This window comes from Stenotrophomonas sp. CCNWLW162 (assembly GCF_037203745.1).
GTDB lineage: Bacteria > Pseudomonadota > Gammaproteobacteria > Xanthomonadales > Xanthomonadaceae > Stenotrophomonas > Stenotrophomonas maltophilia_AQ.
Map to the genome: position 1 here is coordinate 201,771 of NZ_JBBCBL010000004.1, position 15,781 is coordinate 217,551.

The 15,781-nt window shown below is 65.4% G+C and carries 16 protein-coding genes and 1 pseudogene; 10 read left to right on the top strand and 7 right to left on the bottom strand.

The annotated features are described in order from the left end of the window. The first annotated feature begins 33 nt into the window (after nt 1-33). On the top strand, nt 34-1,464 hold the full coding sequence (locus tag V9K93_RS13055; RefSeq protein ID WP_337302669.1) for a serine hydrolase domain-containing protein: 1,431 nt from the start codon (nt 34-36) through the stop codon (nt 1,462-1,464). 16 nt (nt 1,465-1,480) lie between these two features. On the opposite strand, the gene V9K93_RS13060 is transcribed toward V9K93_RS13055, so the two are convergent. The 4 genes from V9K93_RS13060 to V9K93_RS13075 form a co-directional block, all read right to left on the bottom strand. Continuing rightward, nucleotides 1,481-1,873, bottom strand: a complete 393-nt coding sequence (locus V9K93_RS13060; RefSeq protein WP_046986795.1) for a DUF3037 domain-containing protein — start codon at nt 1,871-1,873, stop codon at nt 1,481-1,483. Beyond that, the gene (locus V9K93_RS13065; protein WP_065724459.1) at nt 1,851-2,627 is read right to left on the bottom strand and encodes a HipA family kinase; all 777 of its coding nucleotides are present in this window, start codon (nt 2,625-2,627) and stop codon (nt 1,851-1,853) included. Before V9K93_RS13065 ends, V9K93_RS13060 begins: the two co-directional genes overlap by 23 nt. 69 nt (nt 2,628-2,696) lie before the next feature. Then, the gene (locus V9K93_RS13070) at nt 2,697-4,121 is read right to left on the bottom strand and encodes an XVIPCD domain-containing protein (protein ID WP_337302670.1); all 1,425 of its coding nucleotides are present in this window, start codon (nt 4,119-4,121) and stop codon (nt 2,697-2,699) included. Nucleotides 4,122-4,133: 12 nt separating this feature from the next. After that, nucleotides 4,134-4,640, bottom strand: coding sequence for a hypothetical protein (locus tag V9K93_RS13075; protein WP_337302671.1), 507 nt, complete (start codon nt 4,638-4,640; stop codon nt 4,134-4,136). 571 nt (nt 4,641-5,211) lie between these two features. Here V9K93_RS13075 and V9K93_RS13080 point away from each other — a divergent pair. The 3 genes from V9K93_RS13080 to V9K93_RS13090 all read left to right on the top strand — a co-directional run bounded on the left by V9K93_RS13080 (nt 5,212) and on the right by V9K93_RS13090 (nt 8,697). Continuing rightward, nucleotides 5,212-5,541 (top strand): hypothetical protein, encoded by a 330-nt coding sequence (locus V9K93_RS13080; RefSeq protein WP_006376346.1) that lies wholly within the window; start codon nt 5,212-5,214, stop codon nt 5,539-5,541. A 157-nt stretch (nt 5,542-5,698) separates the two neighbouring features. Continuing rightward, nucleotides 5,699-8,161 (top strand): S9 family peptidase, encoded by a 2,463-nt coding sequence (locus tag V9K93_RS13085; protein ID WP_337302672.1) that lies wholly within the window; start codon nt 5,699-5,701, stop codon nt 8,159-8,161. A gap of 215 nt (nt 8,162-8,376) precedes the next feature. Continuing rightward, nucleotides 8,377-8,697: a hypothetical protein gene (locus V9K93_RS13090; protein WP_337302673.1), complete on the top strand. Its 321-nt coding sequence runs from the start codon at nt 8,377-8,379 to the stop codon at nt 8,695-8,697. Nucleotides 8,698-8,710: 13 nt separating this feature from the next. On the opposite strand, the gene V9K93_RS13095 is transcribed toward V9K93_RS13090, so the two are convergent. Beyond that, nucleotides 8,711-9,694, bottom strand: a complete 984-nt coding sequence (locus V9K93_RS13095) for a hypothetical protein (protein ID WP_337302674.1) — start codon at nt 9,692-9,694, stop codon at nt 8,711-8,713. A gap of 138 nt (nt 9,695-9,832) precedes the next feature. On the opposite strand from V9K93_RS13095, the gene V9K93_RS13100 reads away from it, so the two are divergent. Both V9K93_RS13100 and V9K93_RS13105 read left to right on the top strand, forming a co-directional pair. Further along, complete coding sequence (locus tag V9K93_RS13100; protein ID WP_337302675.1) at nt 9,833-10,798, top strand: DUF2268 domain-containing putative Zn-dependent protease; 966 nt, start codon at nt 9,833-9,835, stop codon at nt 10,796-10,798. Nucleotides 10,799-10,847: 49 nt separating this feature from the next. Beyond that, the gene (locus V9K93_RS13105; RefSeq protein ID WP_295380637.1) at nt 10,848-11,636 is read left to right on the top strand and encodes an SGNH/GDSL hydrolase family protein; all 789 of its coding nucleotides are present in this window, start codon (nt 10,848-10,850) and stop codon (nt 11,634-11,636) included. Here V9K93_RS13105 and V9K93_RS13110 read toward each other — a convergent pair. Next, entirely contained in the window at nt 11,611-12,495 is an 885-nt protein-coding gene (locus V9K93_RS13110; RefSeq protein WP_337302676.1) for a LysR family transcriptional regulator, read from the bottom strand. The genes V9K93_RS13105 and V9K93_RS13110 overlap by 26 nt on opposite strands. Nucleotides 12,496-12,600: 105 nt before the next feature. Here V9K93_RS13110 and V9K93_RS13115 point away from each other — a divergent pair, with 105 nt between their 5' ends. Next, the gene (locus tag V9K93_RS13115; RefSeq protein WP_337302677.1) at nt 12,601-13,734 is read left to right on the top strand and encodes an agmatine deiminase family protein; all 1,134 of its coding nucleotides are present in this window, start codon (nt 12,601-12,603) and stop codon (nt 13,732-13,734) included. Nucleotides 13,735-13,740: 6 nt separating this feature from the next. Here the strand turns inward: V9K93_RS13115 and V9K93_RS13120 are convergent, their stop codons facing one another. Next, nucleotides 13,741-14,286, bottom strand: coding sequence for a thioesterase family protein (locus V9K93_RS13120; RefSeq protein WP_046986807.1), 546 nt, complete (start codon nt 14,284-14,286; stop codon nt 13,741-13,743). Between the two features lie 69 nt (nt 14,287-14,355). On the opposite strand from V9K93_RS13120, the gene V9K93_RS13125 reads away from it, so the two are divergent. The 3 genes and pseudogenes from V9K93_RS13125 to V9K93_RS13135 all read left to right on the top strand — a co-directional run. Further along, entirely contained in the window at nt 14,356-14,931 is a 576-nt protein-coding gene (locus tag V9K93_RS13125) for a TetR/AcrR family transcriptional regulator (protein WP_088026467.1), read from the top strand. Between the two features lie 52 nt (nt 14,932-14,983). Beyond that, a complete protein-coding gene (locus tag V9K93_RS13130; RefSeq protein ID WP_097049535.1) occupies nt 14,984-15,367 on the top strand; it encodes a nuclear transport factor 2 family protein in 384 nt (127 codons plus the stop codon). A 131-nt stretch (nt 15,368-15,498) separates the two neighbouring features. Continuing rightward, nucleotides 15,499-15,764, top strand: a pseudogene (locus V9K93_RS13135) (hypothetical protein); the annotation flags it as partial. Nucleotides 15,765-15,781 lie beyond the last annotated feature (17 nt).

Here is a 15,781-nt window from a genome sequence, read left to right on the forward strand (position 1 = left end):
GATGCGCCCAGGGATCCCCGCAAAGGAACTGCCATGAGGGCTGTTGGACGTCTGCTTCTCTGCAATGCGCTGGCATGTTCGGTCTTGATGGCCACGTCGGTTTTTCCAGCAGTTGGCGCAACATCTTCCGAACGTGCACATCCGCGCGCGCAGGATGCCATCGATGACTGGCTTGCGGCGTTCAATGCAGGCAGCCTCGATGCGTTGCAGGCATTCGCCGACAGGTATGCGAAGAAGCAAGGCAGTAGTCCCAAGGACTATCTCGAGTTCCGCGAGAGCACCGGCCCACTGCGCGTGCTGGAAACACTCGAGAGCGCGCCCAGCCAGGCGAAGCTGCTGGTGATGGGCCAGCTGAGCGAGCGCGCGATGTGGGTGACGGCCGTCATGGATCCGGCCAGCCCGGCGCATGTGAAGCAGTTCCAGATCGAAGGCACTGAAACGCCGGACAAGTTCAAGCCGGAGAGGGTTGCTTTGCCTGCGCTGATGGCCGATGCCACAGCAAAACTGGAGGCGCTGCGGGCGCAGGATGCGCTGTCGGGTGCGTTGCAGGTGGCACAGAACGGCAATGTGCTGCTGGACTGGCGCGGTGGCGATGCCGATCGCACCGCTGGTATTCAAGTGGGCGTGGGTACGCAGTTCCGCCTTGCGTCTTCCAACAAGATGTTCACTGCAGTGGCCCTCCTGCAGCTGGTGCAGGAGGGCAAGCTCAGCCTTGATGACACGATCGGCAAGCATCTGCCGGACTATCCGAACAAGGCCGTTGCCGGTACCGTGACCGTGCGCCAACTGCTGACCCACACCAGCGGCCTGGGCGATTTCTTCGGCGACGATTTCGAGCAGTATTCCGCGTCGTTGAAGACGCTGGATGACTATGTGCAGCGCTTTGCCAGGGATGCACCGCACTTCACGCCGGGCAGCCAGGACAGCTACTCGAACTATGGCTTTATCGTGCTTGGGCGGATCATCGAGGCCGTCTCCGGGCAGTCGTACTACGCGTATTTGGAAGAGCACATCCTGCGCCCGGCTGGAATGACCGGCACCGGCTTCGAGCCGGAAACAGTGAGCGTCCCGCAGCGTGCCGTCGCCTATACGAAGAAGGATGGGCAATGGGTCCGTGAAACGAAGTCGCTGCCCTGGCGCGGCATGTCAGCCGGTGGTGGCTACAGCACGGTGGCCGACATGGTGAAATTCGCCGAGGCATTGCGCAGTGGAAGGCTGGTCTCACCTGCATTGCTGCAGCAGGCCACCACGGCGCAGAACCACAAGGGCTGGTACGGATTCGGCTTCGTGGTGCAGGGCGAGGGCAGGGAGCACCAGTACGGCCACGAAGGCGGTGCGCCCGGCTCCAACAGCGCCATCGTGGTGCTGCCCGCACAGGGCTATGTGATCGTTGGGCTGGCCAATGTCGATCCGGATGCGATCGGCAATGTGGTCAATTACATCGCGCGACGTGTGCCGCTTTGATCGCGACGTGTGCCGGTCATTCCGGCACCCGCACCATCTTCGTCATCAGATGTTCCACCACACCTGTCGGGTCCGCAGTGCGGCCGACGTGCGTGCTCGACATCTGCACCACCGAACTGCGCTTGGCAGTGAGGAAATGGAAGCGCGCACGCGCGGGCAGCTGCGCGATTGGTCCGGCGGTCGCGTCGCCGCGGCAGATGGCCACGATCGCATCCAGCCACGGCTGCAGCGCCTCCTGGTCCAGCGCTGGGGCGAAGGCTTGCAGGCGTGCCGGATCGATCTCGATGGCCGCTTCCAGATGACGCGCGCCGGGACAGGAGACGATCACCCCGACGTTGATGAATTCCTCGCGCTCCACCCGCGGTACCACGCGGATGACGGCGTAGTCATACGTGTGCAGCGTGGGCACGGATGGCCTCCTGCACGAACACCGCACGCACTTTCAGGCGGTGCTTTAGATAACTGATGTAGCCTTGGCGGTAGGCCTGCGGGCTGTCGAACGCGGGCTCATTCACCAGCCAGCTGTCCGGCACCAGGCCGACGATACGCTCGATCTCGGCATCGGTCAGGCGCGCGGCCAGCTCGGCATCCACCTCGGCGATGCGGCTGGCGAACGACAGCAGCACATGGTCGCGGATCAGAACGAACGGCTTCTCGCAGGCATCGCCAGCATTGGCCCAATCGTGGTGGAAGTACATCGCCGCGCCGTGATCGATCAGGTACAGCCTGCGGTGCCACACCATCAGGTTGGGGTTGCGCGTGGTGCGGTCGACATTGCTGGTGAACGCATCGAACCAGACGATGCGCGAGGCCAGATCGGCATCCACCGGCATTGCCGCCGGGTCGTAGTTGATCGCACCGGGCAGGTAGTCCAGGCCCAGGTTCAAACCTTCGCTGGCGCGGATCAGTTCCTGGATCTCCGGATCCGGCTCGGTGCGGGCAAACTCGCGGTCCAGCTCCACGAACAGGATCTCCGGAATCGGCAGGCCCAGCGTGCGCGCCATCTCACCGGCGATCAGTTCGGCGATCAGTGCCTTCGGTCCCTGGCCGGCGCCACGGAACTTCAGCACGGCCATGCCGTCGTCGTCGGTCTCGACCACGGCCGGCAGGGAGCCACCTTCCCGTAAGGGAGTGATGTAGCGGAGGGCATGTACGGTGCGCATGCGCGCATTCTAGCGTGGGTGCCGCCAAGGGAGCGCCGGGGCGCCCCGGCGGCTCCACGTCATTCACTGTCAGTGAGCCAGCGCACCGCGCTGTTGTTCCTGCACCTGTGCGCGGGTCTGCTCCTGCGAGGCCTGATCGGCCTGCCGGTTGACCACGGCAAGTGTGTCCAGGCTTTCCTGCACGGGGCGTTGTGCGGCCTCGGCAGTGGGCGATGAAGCGCGCAGCGAGGCTGGATCATCCAGTGGCCCCTTCACCACAAAGATGTTCTGCGCCGCGCCCGTACCATCGGTCTGGCGGCTGAGCACCACATGGTCGACCCGGTCCAGCCCGTTTTCGCGGGCCAGCACCAGCAGGCTGGCGCTCAGGCGCTCGCTGGATGCATCGAAACTACGCCCGTTGGCAGCATCCAGCTCTGCTACCTTGCCGCGGATCTGCTCGTGCAGGGAACGGTCACGGCCTTCCGCAAGCAGCGTCGGTATGCCATCGCCCTCCACCGCATGCTGTGCGGTGATCGGCACATGCGTATGCCTGCCCTCAGTGTGGTCGAAGTAACGCAGCGTCGACGGCGAGGTACTGGTATCGAAGTAGGGCTGGCGCGGAGGCGAGCCCTCGCCGAGGTTGAGCCCGTTCTGCTCCAGCAGGCGCTCGTCCAGGCCCAGCTTCTTCATGTTCACTTCCATCCGGCTGACGCCGTCGGGCGCTGGATTCGCGGCCTCGTATCCGCTGGCCAGTTCGATCGCTTGGACGCCGTAGAAATTCTGGTAGTCCGAATTCCCATGATGGCCCAGGCCGGTGCTGACGCCCTGATCGTAATAGTGCTTGGCCATTCCCTCGATGTTGGCTGCGGTGGGGGAGATGGTCAGGTCCGCATTGAGGGTCAGCTCCGGGTGCGGTGCATAGGTGATCGGCGGGCCGGGTCGCGACTGGATGACGTCTGTCGAGCGGGTGCTGGCTTCATACAGGTCGCGCAGGGTAGCGTCCGGGTTGCTGGCACGTACCTGGCTGACCAGCGCATTCCAGCCTGCGATGTTCGAAGAGGCCTCATCGCGGCGGTTGGCCACGAGCAGGGTGCCGATCGCCTCGGTGTAATCATGGCTGGTGGTACGGCCTGCGATCTGCTCCACGTCGGCATCGAACTGCACGTAGGCACGCTCGACATCAGCATCGTTGAAGCCATGCTGGATCTCGTGACCGAGTACAAAGGTGACCTCGGCCGCGTCGAACCTGTCCGGCGCCGCCGGGGTCGACAAGCTGCTGGCGGGCAGGTTGATGGATTTCGTGCCGGTCTCGTAGGTACCACCCGCATTGCTTGTGGCGGGCAACAGTTCGAAGCGTTCCAGATAGCCTGCCGCGATGGCTGCGTCCACCTGCTTTGCCAGCACGGGCGAGCCCGCGATGACGCTGCGCAGGTTGTCGACCTGGTCGCTGGTGACGTCGGTCTTGCCGGCGAACTCGCCCAGCAGGCGTTCCGTTTCTGCGGAAAGGGTCTTCATTGATGTCTCCCCTTACTGCACGGTGACAAGACGCACGCAGGCATGCGTGGCGTCGCCGAGGGCGTGGGGGGTCTCGGGCATCGTGTCGACCTTGATGCTCAGCTGCGGTCGATCGAAGCGGTCGTAGATCACCCGGCCGTGTTCGCCGCGCACCGTCTCGCGCTTGAAGCCGGCGGCATCCAGTGCCGAAGCGAAGTGGTTGAAGTCGACCTGGCAGATCGCCGCAGCCGAGGCCTTGCGATCGCTGCTGGTGTCCATGAAGTTCAGGTCCAGCCGCGCGTCGGCAGTGCCGGCCCGCTGCACTTCCAGGCCATAGCCCCATTCCGGTGTCAGCGTGCCGCCATAGCCGAAGTGGCCGGGGCCGAAGACCTGCGCCGGCGCCTGCATCGCCGCGGACAGGCGCTCGGCGGTGAGCTCGCGGGTGGAGGTCGTCGTCTTGATAAGGTCCAGCAGGCGCAACAGCAACTGCTCGGCGTTGAGCGGAGAGGGCGGGGAAGTCTCGGCTACAGATGGGGCCATGGTGTCGGTTCCTTGAGAAGTCGGCGTGCGGTCGGCGGCATGTGCGCAGGCGCAGAGCGTGGCCGCTGAAAGTGCGAGCGTCCACGGTCGTATGAATGCGTACCGGGGCATGTGCGTTCCTTGCAGATTGAAGGCTGACCCTAGGTGCAGCCGGGTGAAGCAGAGGTTAAGCGTAATCGAGGCACCCGAATGCGATACAAAAGGTGAACGGGTGCGCATTCTTCACTTGACCATTCCGCGCGCGATGTCAGCATCGGGTCCATGGAGCATCAACTTCGCGTGTGACCTTCAACAGGAGGCCGTCATGCAACAACAGCGCAGCTGTCACGCTTTACCCTGCATGCAATGCAACGCGTGGTGTTGACCCTGGTCTGATACGGCCACTTTGCCGGCACGGATGGCCGCCACCCACAGCATCCGCCACTGTTCACCCGACGCGGTCCCGGCCTTGACGTGCCGGCCCTGCAATACAGACATACGCCCGTCAGATTGTCCCTGCGTTGCCCGATGGCCTTTGCAGCGCGAAGGCTGGCTTGTCCATGATGATCCTGCAGGCTTTGGAGGTGCACCGATGAGCGACCAATACGAACGAATGCTGCCGGCCCTGGACGATGCCAAGGTCGAAGAAATGATCGGAAAACTGGTGCTGGTCGGGGTGACCCGCTACGGCGGCGACGGCCAGGTGCAGGGACTGGAGCAGTATGCGGGAACAGTGCTGCGCATCAGTGCCGATGAAGGTGTGGTGCTGGCCGACGAGAACGATGGCCACGAGCGTTACCTGCCGCCGATGCTCGACCAGTACCTGCCGGCCCAGCCGGGCGAGTACCGGATGAGCAACAGCGGCATGATCGTGGTCGACCCGGACTATCTGACCGCCTGGGACCTGCACGCCCAGCAGTAGTGCCAGGCCATGCCTCGCAATGGCCGTCCGGCCACCTGCACTCCACTTTGCTCCATCCGGCCACTAGCCCTTCCGGCCCATTCACGACAACCTCTGCGGTGCTAGATTCGGGGCCATGCCCGATTCCGGGTACCCATTCACACCCCAGGGGATAAGGATGCTGATCCGTCGAACCTCTCTGGCGGCGGCTGTTGCCGTTGCCACTGTCGGCCTGCTGGCCGCTGGCCCGGCGCTTGCCGATTACGCGAAGCCGCCGGAACACCTGCTCAAGGTGCTGAAGGCGCCGCCGCCGCCGGCACCGAACGTGGCCCCGGGCGGCCAGCGCCTGCTGCTGACCACCGCACAGACCTATCCGTCGATCAGCCGCGTCGCCCAGCCGTACCTGAAGCTGGCCGGTGTGCGTCTGGAGCCGAAGAACCGCAGTCGCCATGACACTCCCGGCGGCTACGGTATTCCGGCCTGCGTGGCCGACTTCACCCTGGTCGATATCGGCAGCGGCAAGGAAACCAAGGTCAACCTGCCGCAGGGCTGCGCCACCGGCGCGCTGTGGTCGGCTGACGGCAGCCATTTCGCCTTCCAGAATGCGGTTGATACCAGCGTGCAGCTGTGGGTCGGCGATGCTGCGACCGGCCAGGTGAAGCAGGTGCCGAACGTGCAGCTGAACCCGATCTTCGGCTACACCGTGCAGTGGCTGGGCGGCAGCCAGAACCTGCTGGTGAAGCTGGTACCGGCCAATCAGGGTCCGGCGCCGTCCAACGGTGGCGTGCCGACTGGTCCGGATGCGCAGGAGTCGCTGGGCAGCAGTGGCGAGAGCAGCACCTACGAAGCCCGCGACACGCTGACCAGCGTGCATGACGAGAAGCTGTTCGCCTACTACGGTGCGTCGCAGCTGGCCGTGGTCGATACCGCCGCCAACAGCGTGCGCCCGGTCGGGCAGCCGGCGCTGTTCAACGAGGTCAGCGCCGCGCCCGATGGCGTGCATGTGCTGACCGAATCGATCAAGGCCCCGTACTCGCATGCCGTGACCTACCAGCGCTTCGCCAACGATGTGGCAGTGCTGGATGTCAGCAACGGGCGCAGCACGCCGATCGCCAGCCTGCCGCTGGCGGATCGCGTGCCGGTGCACGGCGTGCCAGAGGGCCCGCGCGGTTTCGACTGGCGAGCCACCGATCCGGCCACTCTGGTCTATGCCGAAGCGCTGGACAAGGGCGACTGGAAAATCAGCGTGCCGCACCGTGACCGAGTGCTGATGCTGAAGGCCCCGTTCAACGGCAAGCCGACCGAGATCACCCGTACCGCGCAGCGATTCGAGGGCTTCGCGTGGACCGCCGATCCGGCCGTGGCATTCCAGTACGAGAACGACGAGAACCGCCACTGGATGCAGACCCGCATCGTCGATGTGGACCAGCCGAAGAAGGAAGGCCGCCTGCTGTGGGACATGTCCAGCGATGAGCTGTACGGCAATCCCGGCAACCTCGTGTTCACCCGCCTGCCGAATGGCGCGCAGGTCGTACGGCAGGATGGCAACCACGTGTTCCTCAGCGGCCGTGGCGCCTCACCGCAGGGTGACCGCCCTTTCCTCGACCGCCTGGACCTGGGCACGCTGAAGAGCGAGCGCCTGTTCCGCAGCAGTGCCGACGCCTACGAACAGTTCCTCGGCTTCAGCAACACGCCGGGGCGCTACCTGACCTGGCACCAGTCGGTGATCGATCCGCCGAATGCCTTCATCCGCCAGCAGGGTGAAGCGGTGGCCGGCGCAAAGACCGGCGAAGCGCAGTTCGCCTCTACCGCGACCGCGCTGACCAGGCTGGTCGACCCGACCCCGGAAGTGCGCCAGATCAAGAAGCAGCTGGTGACCTACAAGCGCGCCGACGGCGTGGACCTGTCGTTCACTCTGTACACGCCGCCGGGCTACAAGGAAGGCCAGCGCGTGCCGGCGATCCTGTACGCGTATCCCGCCGATTTCGCCAATGCAGCGCAGGCCGGTCAGGTGTCCGGTTCGCAGCAGACCTTCACCCGTCTGCAGCCGTACCGCCTGATGCTGCTGGCCGGCTACGCGATCATCGACAACGCCTCGTTCCCGATCGTGGGTGACCCGAAGAACGCCTACGACACCTACCTGGAGCAGCTGGAAGCCGATGCCAAGGCCGCGGTGGACAAGGCCGTGGACATGGGCGTGGTCGATCGCAACCGCATCGGCGTGACCGGTCACAGCCACGGTGGCCTGATGACCGCCAACCTGATCGCCCACACCAACCTGTTCAAGGCCGGGGTGGCGACCAGCGGTTCGTACAACAAGACCTTCACCCCGTTCGGCTTCCAGAATGAGCGTCGTTCGGTATGGCAGGCGCAGCAGGTGTACCTGAAGGCCTCGCCGTTCTTCTACGCCGACAAGATCAAGCTGCCGCTGCTGCTGGTGCACGGCGAGGACGACGCCAACCCGGGCACCGAACCGTTCCAGTCGCGCAAGCTGTACCAGGCGATCCGCGGCAACGGTGGCACCACCCGCCTGGTGATGCTGCCGAACGAACCGCACTGGTACACCGCGCTGGAATCGAACGAACAGCTGGTGGCGGAAATGCTTAACTGGTTCGACACTTACGTGAAGAACGCAAAGTAGAGTCGAGCTTGCGCGACTGCCGTGGAAAGGCCGCCTCCGGGCGGCCTTTCTGCATCCTGTAGAGCCGAGCCCATGCTCGGCTGCTGTCCACATGTAAATGATGCCGACGGCTTTGCAATCAACTGTGGAGACTCGGTAACGACGTGTTACCGACACATTCGCATGCCATGCAGATGGGCTAGGCTGACCCTGTGAGTTCGCCCCGGGTCGTTGCAATGAAAGCCATCCTTCTTGCTGGAACGTTGTACTTGGTCCTGGTCTCAACTGCAGGTGCGCAGCCACTGCCCACCGAACTGGCGCAGCTGGGGATCATCGCCGGCATGCCCTACGCCAAGGCCAAGCGCCTGCTGGACGCCGCAGGCTGGCATGCGAAGCCTGCGCAGGGCGCGCCGGAATCGCTGGACGGCTTTCCGGAAGTCGGATGCCAGAAGGACGGAAAGCAGTGTGCGACGACCTTCGAAAAGGACGGTCAACAGATCGCGGTGCGGCTGGGCACTACCCTGGCAGGGCAGCCGTTCGTGCAGAGCGCTGACTGAGCGTCCGCCACGCTCACGCCAGCGGTAGACGATCCTGCGCGTGCGACAGCCGGTCATGCAGATCGCGCACGTGCTCGGCCTTGGCATGCACCCGGGTGGTATCGCCGAAACTGCGTAGATAAGCGCAGGCCGCGAAGCCGGCGCTCTTCTTTTCGTACTCGGCAATCCAGGCCAGTCGATCCGGATTGTTGGCCTGTTCGGCTGACCATGCGGCCACCGGTGGCCGGATGCGGTACTTCAGGCCAACGCGCCACGGCTTCGGTGTCAGTCGCGCACGGAAACAATGCTGCAGCCGGCACATGCGCGCGTACAGGGTGTCGGTGCCCAGTGCCTTGAAGAACGACTGCAGCTGCTCGTCCTCGGGCGAGAACGAGGCATGCATCGCCAGCACACGCAGCCCGGCCGGCGTGCGGTAGGCGCGCAGATGCCAATCCGGATGCTGTTCGATGAAGGCTGCGACGCGCTGCAGGGCTACACCTTCGGCGCCACCGGCGGCGGCCAGGCGCCGCTTGCGCTGCATCAGCATCGCGGCGTTCACCAGCACCACGGCCGCCACACCCAGTACCAGTCCCACCAGCCAGTGCCAGAGCAGGGTGCCGATGATGGCACCGGCGAACAGCAGCGCTGCGGCGATGAGGGCGGGCATCACGCAACCTGCCGGTGGTTGCGCATGGTCGATGTCGGCGAACAGCACGTCCGGGGTGTTCAGGCACAGCGCGCCATAGCTGTTGCGGGTGATGATGACATCGCTGTCGCGCTGCACGATCTGCTCGCGGATCGGTACCCCTTCCACGCCGTAATTGCTGCGCACTTCGCGGCGCGGGAGCGCCTGCCCGGCAAGAATGGCGTTGAGTGCTTCGTTGGCACGGCGGTCGGCGTGTCCCTGGGCCTCGGCAGGGCTTTCGTCGGACCAGCCGAAGCGACGCACGACCACCGGCCGGCCGCGGAAACGGGCCTGCAGGCGGGCTTCGGCCCAGTACGCGGGAACGATCATCATCGTGCGGTGCTCCATCTTCCGTGGCAGGTGCCGAAGCGAGTCTGGCACAGCGCCGGGGTGCCCGCATCCGCCTGCTGCGGTTGGCCGTGCGGAGTGATAGATTGCGCGCTTCGCATGCACTCCACCAAGGACGGAGCGATGTCCATGATCCTGCGCGGCCTGTTGGCCCTGGCCTGTGCCGGGGCGACGGGCGTGGCCACGGCGGCAGCTCCGGCGGGGCCGCAGATCCTCACCGAGGATGTCAGTCGTTTCTATGCGCTTTACGATGGTGCTGGCGGTAAACCCAGTGTTGCGCAGCTGCGTGGATACATGGCCGAAGGTTCGACGGGCCTGGCGGAGCTGGCCAAGGCGCGCCGGGTAACTCCCGAACGGATGGCCGAGTCCATCGCCAGCCAGCCCGAGCTGTATGCGCAGGGGCGAAACTGCCTGGCCGAGCTGCCGGCGGTCAAGCAGCGCCTCGTACAGGTGTTCGCCAACCTGCAGGCGATCTATCCGCAGACCCGGTTCCCGCCGGTGACCATCGCAGTGGGCCGTGGCCGGCCTGTGGGGCTGACCTCGAAGAGTGGGGTGATCATCGGCCTGGAAGCGCTGTGCGCGGCCGACTTCATGAATCCCAGTGTGCAGGACCGCTTCGTGCACGTGATCGCACACGAGTACGTGCACATCCAGCAGACCGGCCTGAGCGACTTCGAGCCGGGAGATCCGCGCGCGACCGTGCTGCGCGTGTCGCTGGGCGAAGGCATCGCCGAGTTCATCACCGAACTGATTTCCGGCAACGTCGGCAATGGGGGCCACGCGGCGTGGACGCGCGGCCGGGAAGTGCATATCGAAAGTGCATTCGCACTGGATCTGGACAGCACCGACCTGTCGCCGTGGCTGTACAACTACAAGCCGGGCTCGCGGGAGCCCTATGACCTGGGTTACTGGGTGGGGTACCGCATCGCCAAGGCCTATTACCTCCAGGCCAAGGACAAGCGTGATGCGGTGCGTGCGCTGATCCAGCAGGACAACCCGAAGGCGATCCTGGCCGCCAGCGGCTGGACGCCGGGCATGTGGATGCCGGCGAAGGTGACCGGTGTCGCGGCGCGCACGGCTGCACGCTGAGCGCGGGGCAGGGCGTTAGACTGCTGGAGACCGTTTCAGGAGAAACCGCATGCGTGGACCTGTTGGGATTGCCACTGCCACCGTCGTGATGCTGGGCCTCGCGTTGGCTTCTCCGCTGGGTGCCGCTGAAGCCGTCGCAGTCAATCCGCTGCTGCGGACGCCCATTGACCAGCTTCGTCCCGACGAAGTGCGCTTCATGCAGCAGCGCCTGGCCGATTGGCCGGAGCTGCAACGCTATCGTGATGCCAACGCGCAACTGCCTGCGGCAGTGCCGGGCCAGCCGCGCGTGGTGTTCTTCGGCGACTCCATCACCGAAGGCTGGGGAAGGGAAGGCAGTGCCGGTTTCTTCCCCGGCAAGGGCTGGCTCAATCGTGGCATCAGCGGCCAGACCACGGCGCAGATGCTGGTGCGCTTCCCGCAGGACGTGCTGGCGCTGAAGCCACAGGTGGTGGTGATCCTGGCCGGCACCAACGACATCGCCGGCAACACCGGCCCGTCCACGCAGGCGATGATCGAAGACAACCTGTACGCGATGGTGGACCTCGCCCGTGCACACGGCATCGCCGTGGTGCTGGCATCAGTGCTGCCGGTCAGCGACTACCCGTGGCTGCCGGGCACGGCACCTGCGCCCAAGGTGCGTGCATTGAACACGGCATTGAAGCGCTATGCCGATGCACAACAGATGGTCTATCTGGACTACTACACGCCGATGGCCAATAAGGCCGGTGGACTGGATCCGCAGCTGGCCGACGACGGTGTGCATCCCACCGCGAAGGGCTATGCGGTGATGGCGCCGCTGGCTGAGGCGGCGGTCAAACACGCACTGCAGCGGAAGTAGCTCCCGCGGGCAGACTCGCCAGCAACCACTCGCAGAAACTGATCACCAGCGGATCTGCCGTGCTGTCCTGGTGCACCAGCCAGCTCCAGCGCGGGCCGCGCACGCGTGCCTCATCCAGGGCTTGCAGCAGGCCTTGTTCGCAGGCGCGGGCTGCCAGCAGCTCGCTGACCAAGGCGATACCCAGCCCTTGGCACGCGGCATCCAGTAGTTGCCCGGGCTCGGAGAAGTTCATGCCCTCGCGGCGCTGGCCGACATCGGCGCCACCCTGCACCTGCCATTGGCTCCAGTCCATCTCACGTTCGCCATGCAGGGTGAGGCGTTCGTGCACGGGCGTGGCCAGCAGGTTGGGATGGCAGGCTGGATAGAGGCGGTCCTGCAGCAGCACGCGATGCTGGCACTGCGCCTGTGAGTCGAGGTCATCGCGTACCGCCACGTCCAACGTCTGCGTGGTCATGTCCGGTGCTTCTTCGCTGGTCAGCAACCACAGGTCGGCGTCGGGGAGCAGGCGGTGGAAGCTGGCCAGGCGCGGCACCAGCCAATGCCGGGCAAAGGCCGGGCTGGTGTTGACGATCAGTTGATTGGGCTTGCGGTACTGATCGAGCCGGCGGATGCCGCTGGCCAGCTGCCGCAGCAGGGATTGAGTGGTTTCCAGCAGGTCGATGCCGGCGTCGGTGAGGGTGACGCTGCGGCCCTGCCGGAAGAACAACGGCTGCTGCAGCGACGCTTCCAGGCCCCGGATCTGCTGGCTGATGGCCGACTGGGTCAGGTGCAGTTCCTCGGCCGCGCGATGGAAGCTGCCCAGCCGGGCGGCAGCCTCGAAACCCCGTAGGGCGTTCAGCGGTGGCCAGTGCTTGAGCATTTCAGTTAAGTAAAACTGTTCAAGTGATGGCTGAATCTATCGTTTGTTCTTATGTGTCCGCAAGCGCAGCATAGCGCCCATCCCACACCGGGCCTGGAGCCTGTCATGAGCAATCGTCGTCACTTCCTCACCCAACTGGCGGGCGCCGCTGGTCTTGGTGGCCTGGCCGCTCTGGGTATGGCCGGCCTGCCGGGGCGCGTGGCTGCGGCTGCGCCGGGCGCAGGCATCTGGCGCATGCCCGATGAACATGGTCCGCAGGAACGCGTGTTCCTGGCCTTTGCTGCGCAGCCGCGGGTGTGGGGCGCGCAGGCCGATGCGGTGAACACGACCGTGGCGCGGCTGGCCCGCACCATCGCACGCCACCAGCCGGTCAGCGTGCTGTGCCGCCCAGCGCAACTCAACCAGGCAAAGGACCGCTGCGGCCGCGAAAACATCGAGTTCCTGGAAGTGCCCTTGGATGACATCTGGGTGCGCGATTACGGTGGTTGCTTTGTCACCAACGACACGGGCGGCCTCGGCCTGGTCGATTTCAACTTCAACGGTTGGGGTGGCAAGCAGAGCGCGCGCAACGATGGCGCGGTGGCACCATGGTTGGCGCAGGTGACCGGCGCGACGTTGCTGGAAAGCGATCTGGTGGGCGAGGGCGGTGGTATCGAAGTGGACGGCCATGGCACGGCGATCCTCACCGAGAGCTGCTGGGTCAACCGCAACCGCAATCCGGACTGGTCGCGCGCGGATATCGAGGCCGAGCTGAAACATCGCCTGGGCGTGCGCAAGGTGATCTGGCTGCCCGGTATCGCCGGCAAGGACATCACCGATGCGCACGTGGATTTCTATGCGCGCTTCGTACGCCCGGGCGTGGTGATCGCCAATCTGGACAACGATCCGGAGTCCTACGATTACGACTTGACGCGCGAACACCTGCAGATCCTGCGTAGGGCCACCGATGCCGATGGCCGTCGCCTGCAGGTGCATACCTTGCCGCCGCCGCTTGACGGACGCGACAACGTGCATACCCGCGACAACGACGATCTGGCGATGGGCTATATCAACTACCTGCCGATCAACGGCGCGGTGGTCGCGCCGCAGTTCGGTGACGACGCAGCCGATGGATTCTGCCGTGAACTACTGGAAGGCATGTATCCCGGCCGCGCGATCGAGCAGGTGGACATCGACGCGATTGCTGGCGGCGGTGGTGGCATTCACTGTGTGACCAAGAACATGCCGAAGGTGGGCTGACGCGCCTCAGGCATCGTCCTGCTTCAACGCGGCATCAGCCGCCAGCAGCGCTTCGGCGGCTGCACTGAGCGGCGGCGACGGTGGGGCGACCACGCCGATTGCTTCCATCATCTTCGGCATGCCCAGGAACTGCCGCGCGCGACGGTCGTAGATGCCGGTGACCAGCAGCGCACGGGTGGCGATCTTCTGCTCGGTCCCGATCATTACGCGCTGCTCCATGATGCCGCGCGAACCGACCCAGCCCACCAGCCGCGTTTCCAGGGTGAAGCGCTGGAACGGCTTCAGCTCGCGGCGGAACTGGATGGTGCCCGCGCCGACGATCGGTGCCCACTTCTCGCGCAGCGCCACCCGGCCCAGGCCCATGCGCAGGATAAGATCCAGCCGGCCAAGGTCGAAGATGTTCCAGTAGCGGCCGTTGGTCATGTGCAGGTTGCTGTCCAGGTCATTGGGCAGTACCCGGAACTGCAGCCGCGAGACCCCGAACGGGGCCTCCAGCTTGGGCCGGAACAGGCTGCACAGCAGCAGGTGGAGCAGGCGGAACCAGAGATTCATGGTTATGACGACTGTTATAGAATCGCCGGTACGCTAATCTATGACGACTGTCCTGGCAAGGAGCCTGCCGTGAGCCCGCGCCCCTCTGATGCGCCTCAACGCGTGATTGATGCTGCGGCACAGATGCTGGCGCGCGTGGGCCTCAATGCCACCAGCATCCGTGAGGTGACCAAGCTGGCCGAAGCGCCGCTGGGTTCCACCTACCACCACTTTCCCGGCGGCAAGCAGGAGCTTCTGGCGCGTGCCACCCATATGGCCGGCGACAAGGTGGAAGCGCTGCTGGTGGAGCTGCTGAAGGGCGGCGCAGTGCAGGGCCTGCAGCAGTTCCTGGCGATGTGGCGCGAGCGCCTGCTGCGCACCGATTTCCGCGCTGGCTGCCCGGTGCTGGCCGCTGCGGTTGAGGAGCCGGTGGAGGCCATGCCCAGCCAGCCGCGTGCCGCTGCGGCCGAAGTGTTCGCGCGCTGGCAGGGCCATCTGGCGGCGGCGTTCGTCGCCGAAGGTCACAACCCGGCAGCGGCGGCCGGCCTAGCCAGCCTGGTGATTGCCAGCGTGGAAGGTGCGGTGGCGATGTGCCGCGCACTGCAGGACATCGGCCCGTTCGACCAAGTGGCCGCGCAGTTGCTGAAGGCCGCCGCGCCGCCTTGATCCGGCGGCACGGTCGCGGGAGACTCGGCGCAGGCCCTGACTGGTCGCCGCCATGGACGAATCGCACTGCCGCCACCTGATCGAGCACTACCTGCAGGCCTACAACCGCTTCGACATCGACGCCATGCTGGCGGTGCTGGCGCACAACGTGCGCTTCGAAAACCATAGCGGTGGCCAGCTGACGATGGTCACCGAAGGCATCGATGCCTTCGGCGAACTGGCACGGCAATCGGCGCCGTTGTTCCGTGAGCGCGAACAGCGGTTGCTCGAGTTGACCTTCGAGGATGGCATGGCGCTGGCCAGCATCGGCTGGCGTGGCGTGTTCGCGCAGGACATTCCCGGTGGTCCCAGCGCGGGCTCGGAACTGTCTCTGAAGGGACGCAGCGAGTTTGCTTTTGAGGACGGCCGCATCGTGCGGATCATCGACCGCAGCTGATGATCGATGGCCTCGGCCCGTCGTCTGGACAGCGGCTCCGGCCGCGGTAGAATCCGCGCAACACCGCCCACGCGTGCCCGGCAAGGATGTCCGCATGCTGCATCAGGTTCTTGAGCTTCCATGTTCCATGATCCACCGTCCTGCTGGCGAGCATGTGGGTGGTGTGGTCGGCGCCGGTGCTGATGGCCGAGCTGCTGGTGGACGCCGCCATCGCCGGTGGCCTGTACCGGCGCATGCGGGGCATGCAGGAGCAGGGATGGTGGCGGGTATGCGTGACGCACACGATCTGGCCGCTGCTCGGCCTGGTGCTGTTCTTTGCTGTGCTGTGCTGGGTTGGCATGCGCAGGCGCAGGCGCCAGAAGCGACCCACCTGCTGCAGGTCATTCAAGCGCTGTAGCGCCACGGTCCCGGCCG

What these genes read in the sequence shown, in the direction of transcription:
- V9K93_RS13055 (WP_337302669.1), top strand. Translation starts at nt 34, where the DNA reads ATGAGGGCTGTTGGACGTCTGCTTCTCTGCAATGCGCTGGCATGTTCG.
- V9K93_RS13065 (WP_065724459.1), bottom strand. Translation starts at nt 2,627, where the DNA reads ATGCGCACCGTACATGCCCTCCGCTACATCACTCCCTTACGGGAAGGT.
- V9K93_RS13070 (WP_337302670.1), bottom strand. Translation starts at nt 4,121, where the DNA reads ATGAAGACCCTTTCCGCAGAAACGGAACGCCTGCTGGGCGAGTTCGCC.
- V9K93_RS13075 (WP_337302671.1), bottom strand. Translation starts at nt 4,640, where the DNA reads ATGGCCCCATCTGTAGCCGAGACTTCCCCGCCCTCTCCGCTCAACGCC.
- V9K93_RS13080 (WP_006376346.1), top strand. Translation starts at nt 5,212, where the DNA reads ATGAGCGACCAATACGAACGAATGCTGCCGGCCCTGGACGATGCCAAG.
- V9K93_RS13085 (WP_337302672.1), top strand. Translation starts at nt 5,699, where the DNA reads ATGCTGATCCGTCGAACCTCTCTGGCGGCGGCTGTTGCCGTTGCCACT.
- V9K93_RS13090 (WP_337302673.1), top strand. Translation starts at nt 8,377, where the DNA reads ATGAAAGCCATCCTTCTTGCTGGAACGTTGTACTTGGTCCTGGTCTCA.
- V9K93_RS13095 (WP_337302674.1), bottom strand. Translation starts at nt 9,694, where the DNA reads ATGATGATCGTTCCCGCGTACTGGGCCGAAGCCCGCCTGCAGGCCCGT.
- V9K93_RS13100 (WP_337302675.1), top strand. Translation starts at nt 9,833, where the DNA reads ATGTCCATGATCCTGCGCGGCCTGTTGGCCCTGGCCTGTGCCGGGGCG.
- V9K93_RS13105 (WP_295380637.1), top strand. Translation starts at nt 10,848, where the DNA reads ATGCGTGGACCTGTTGGGATTGCCACTGCCACCGTCGTGATGCTGGGC.
- V9K93_RS13110 (WP_337302676.1), bottom strand. Translation starts at nt 12,495, where the DNA reads ATGCTCAAGCACTGGCCACCGCTGAACGCCCTACGGGGTTTCGAGGCT.
- V9K93_RS13115 (WP_337302677.1), top strand. Translation starts at nt 12,601, where the DNA reads ATGAGCAATCGTCGTCACTTCCTCACCCAACTGGCGGGCGCCGCTGGT.
- V9K93_RS13120 (WP_046986807.1), bottom strand. Translation starts at nt 14,286, where the DNA reads ATGAATCTCTGGTTCCGCCTGCTCCACCTGCTGCTGTGCAGCCTGTTC.
- V9K93_RS13130 (WP_097049535.1), top strand. Translation starts at nt 14,984, where the DNA reads ATGGACGAATCGCACTGCCGCCACCTGATCGAGCACTACCTGCAGGCC.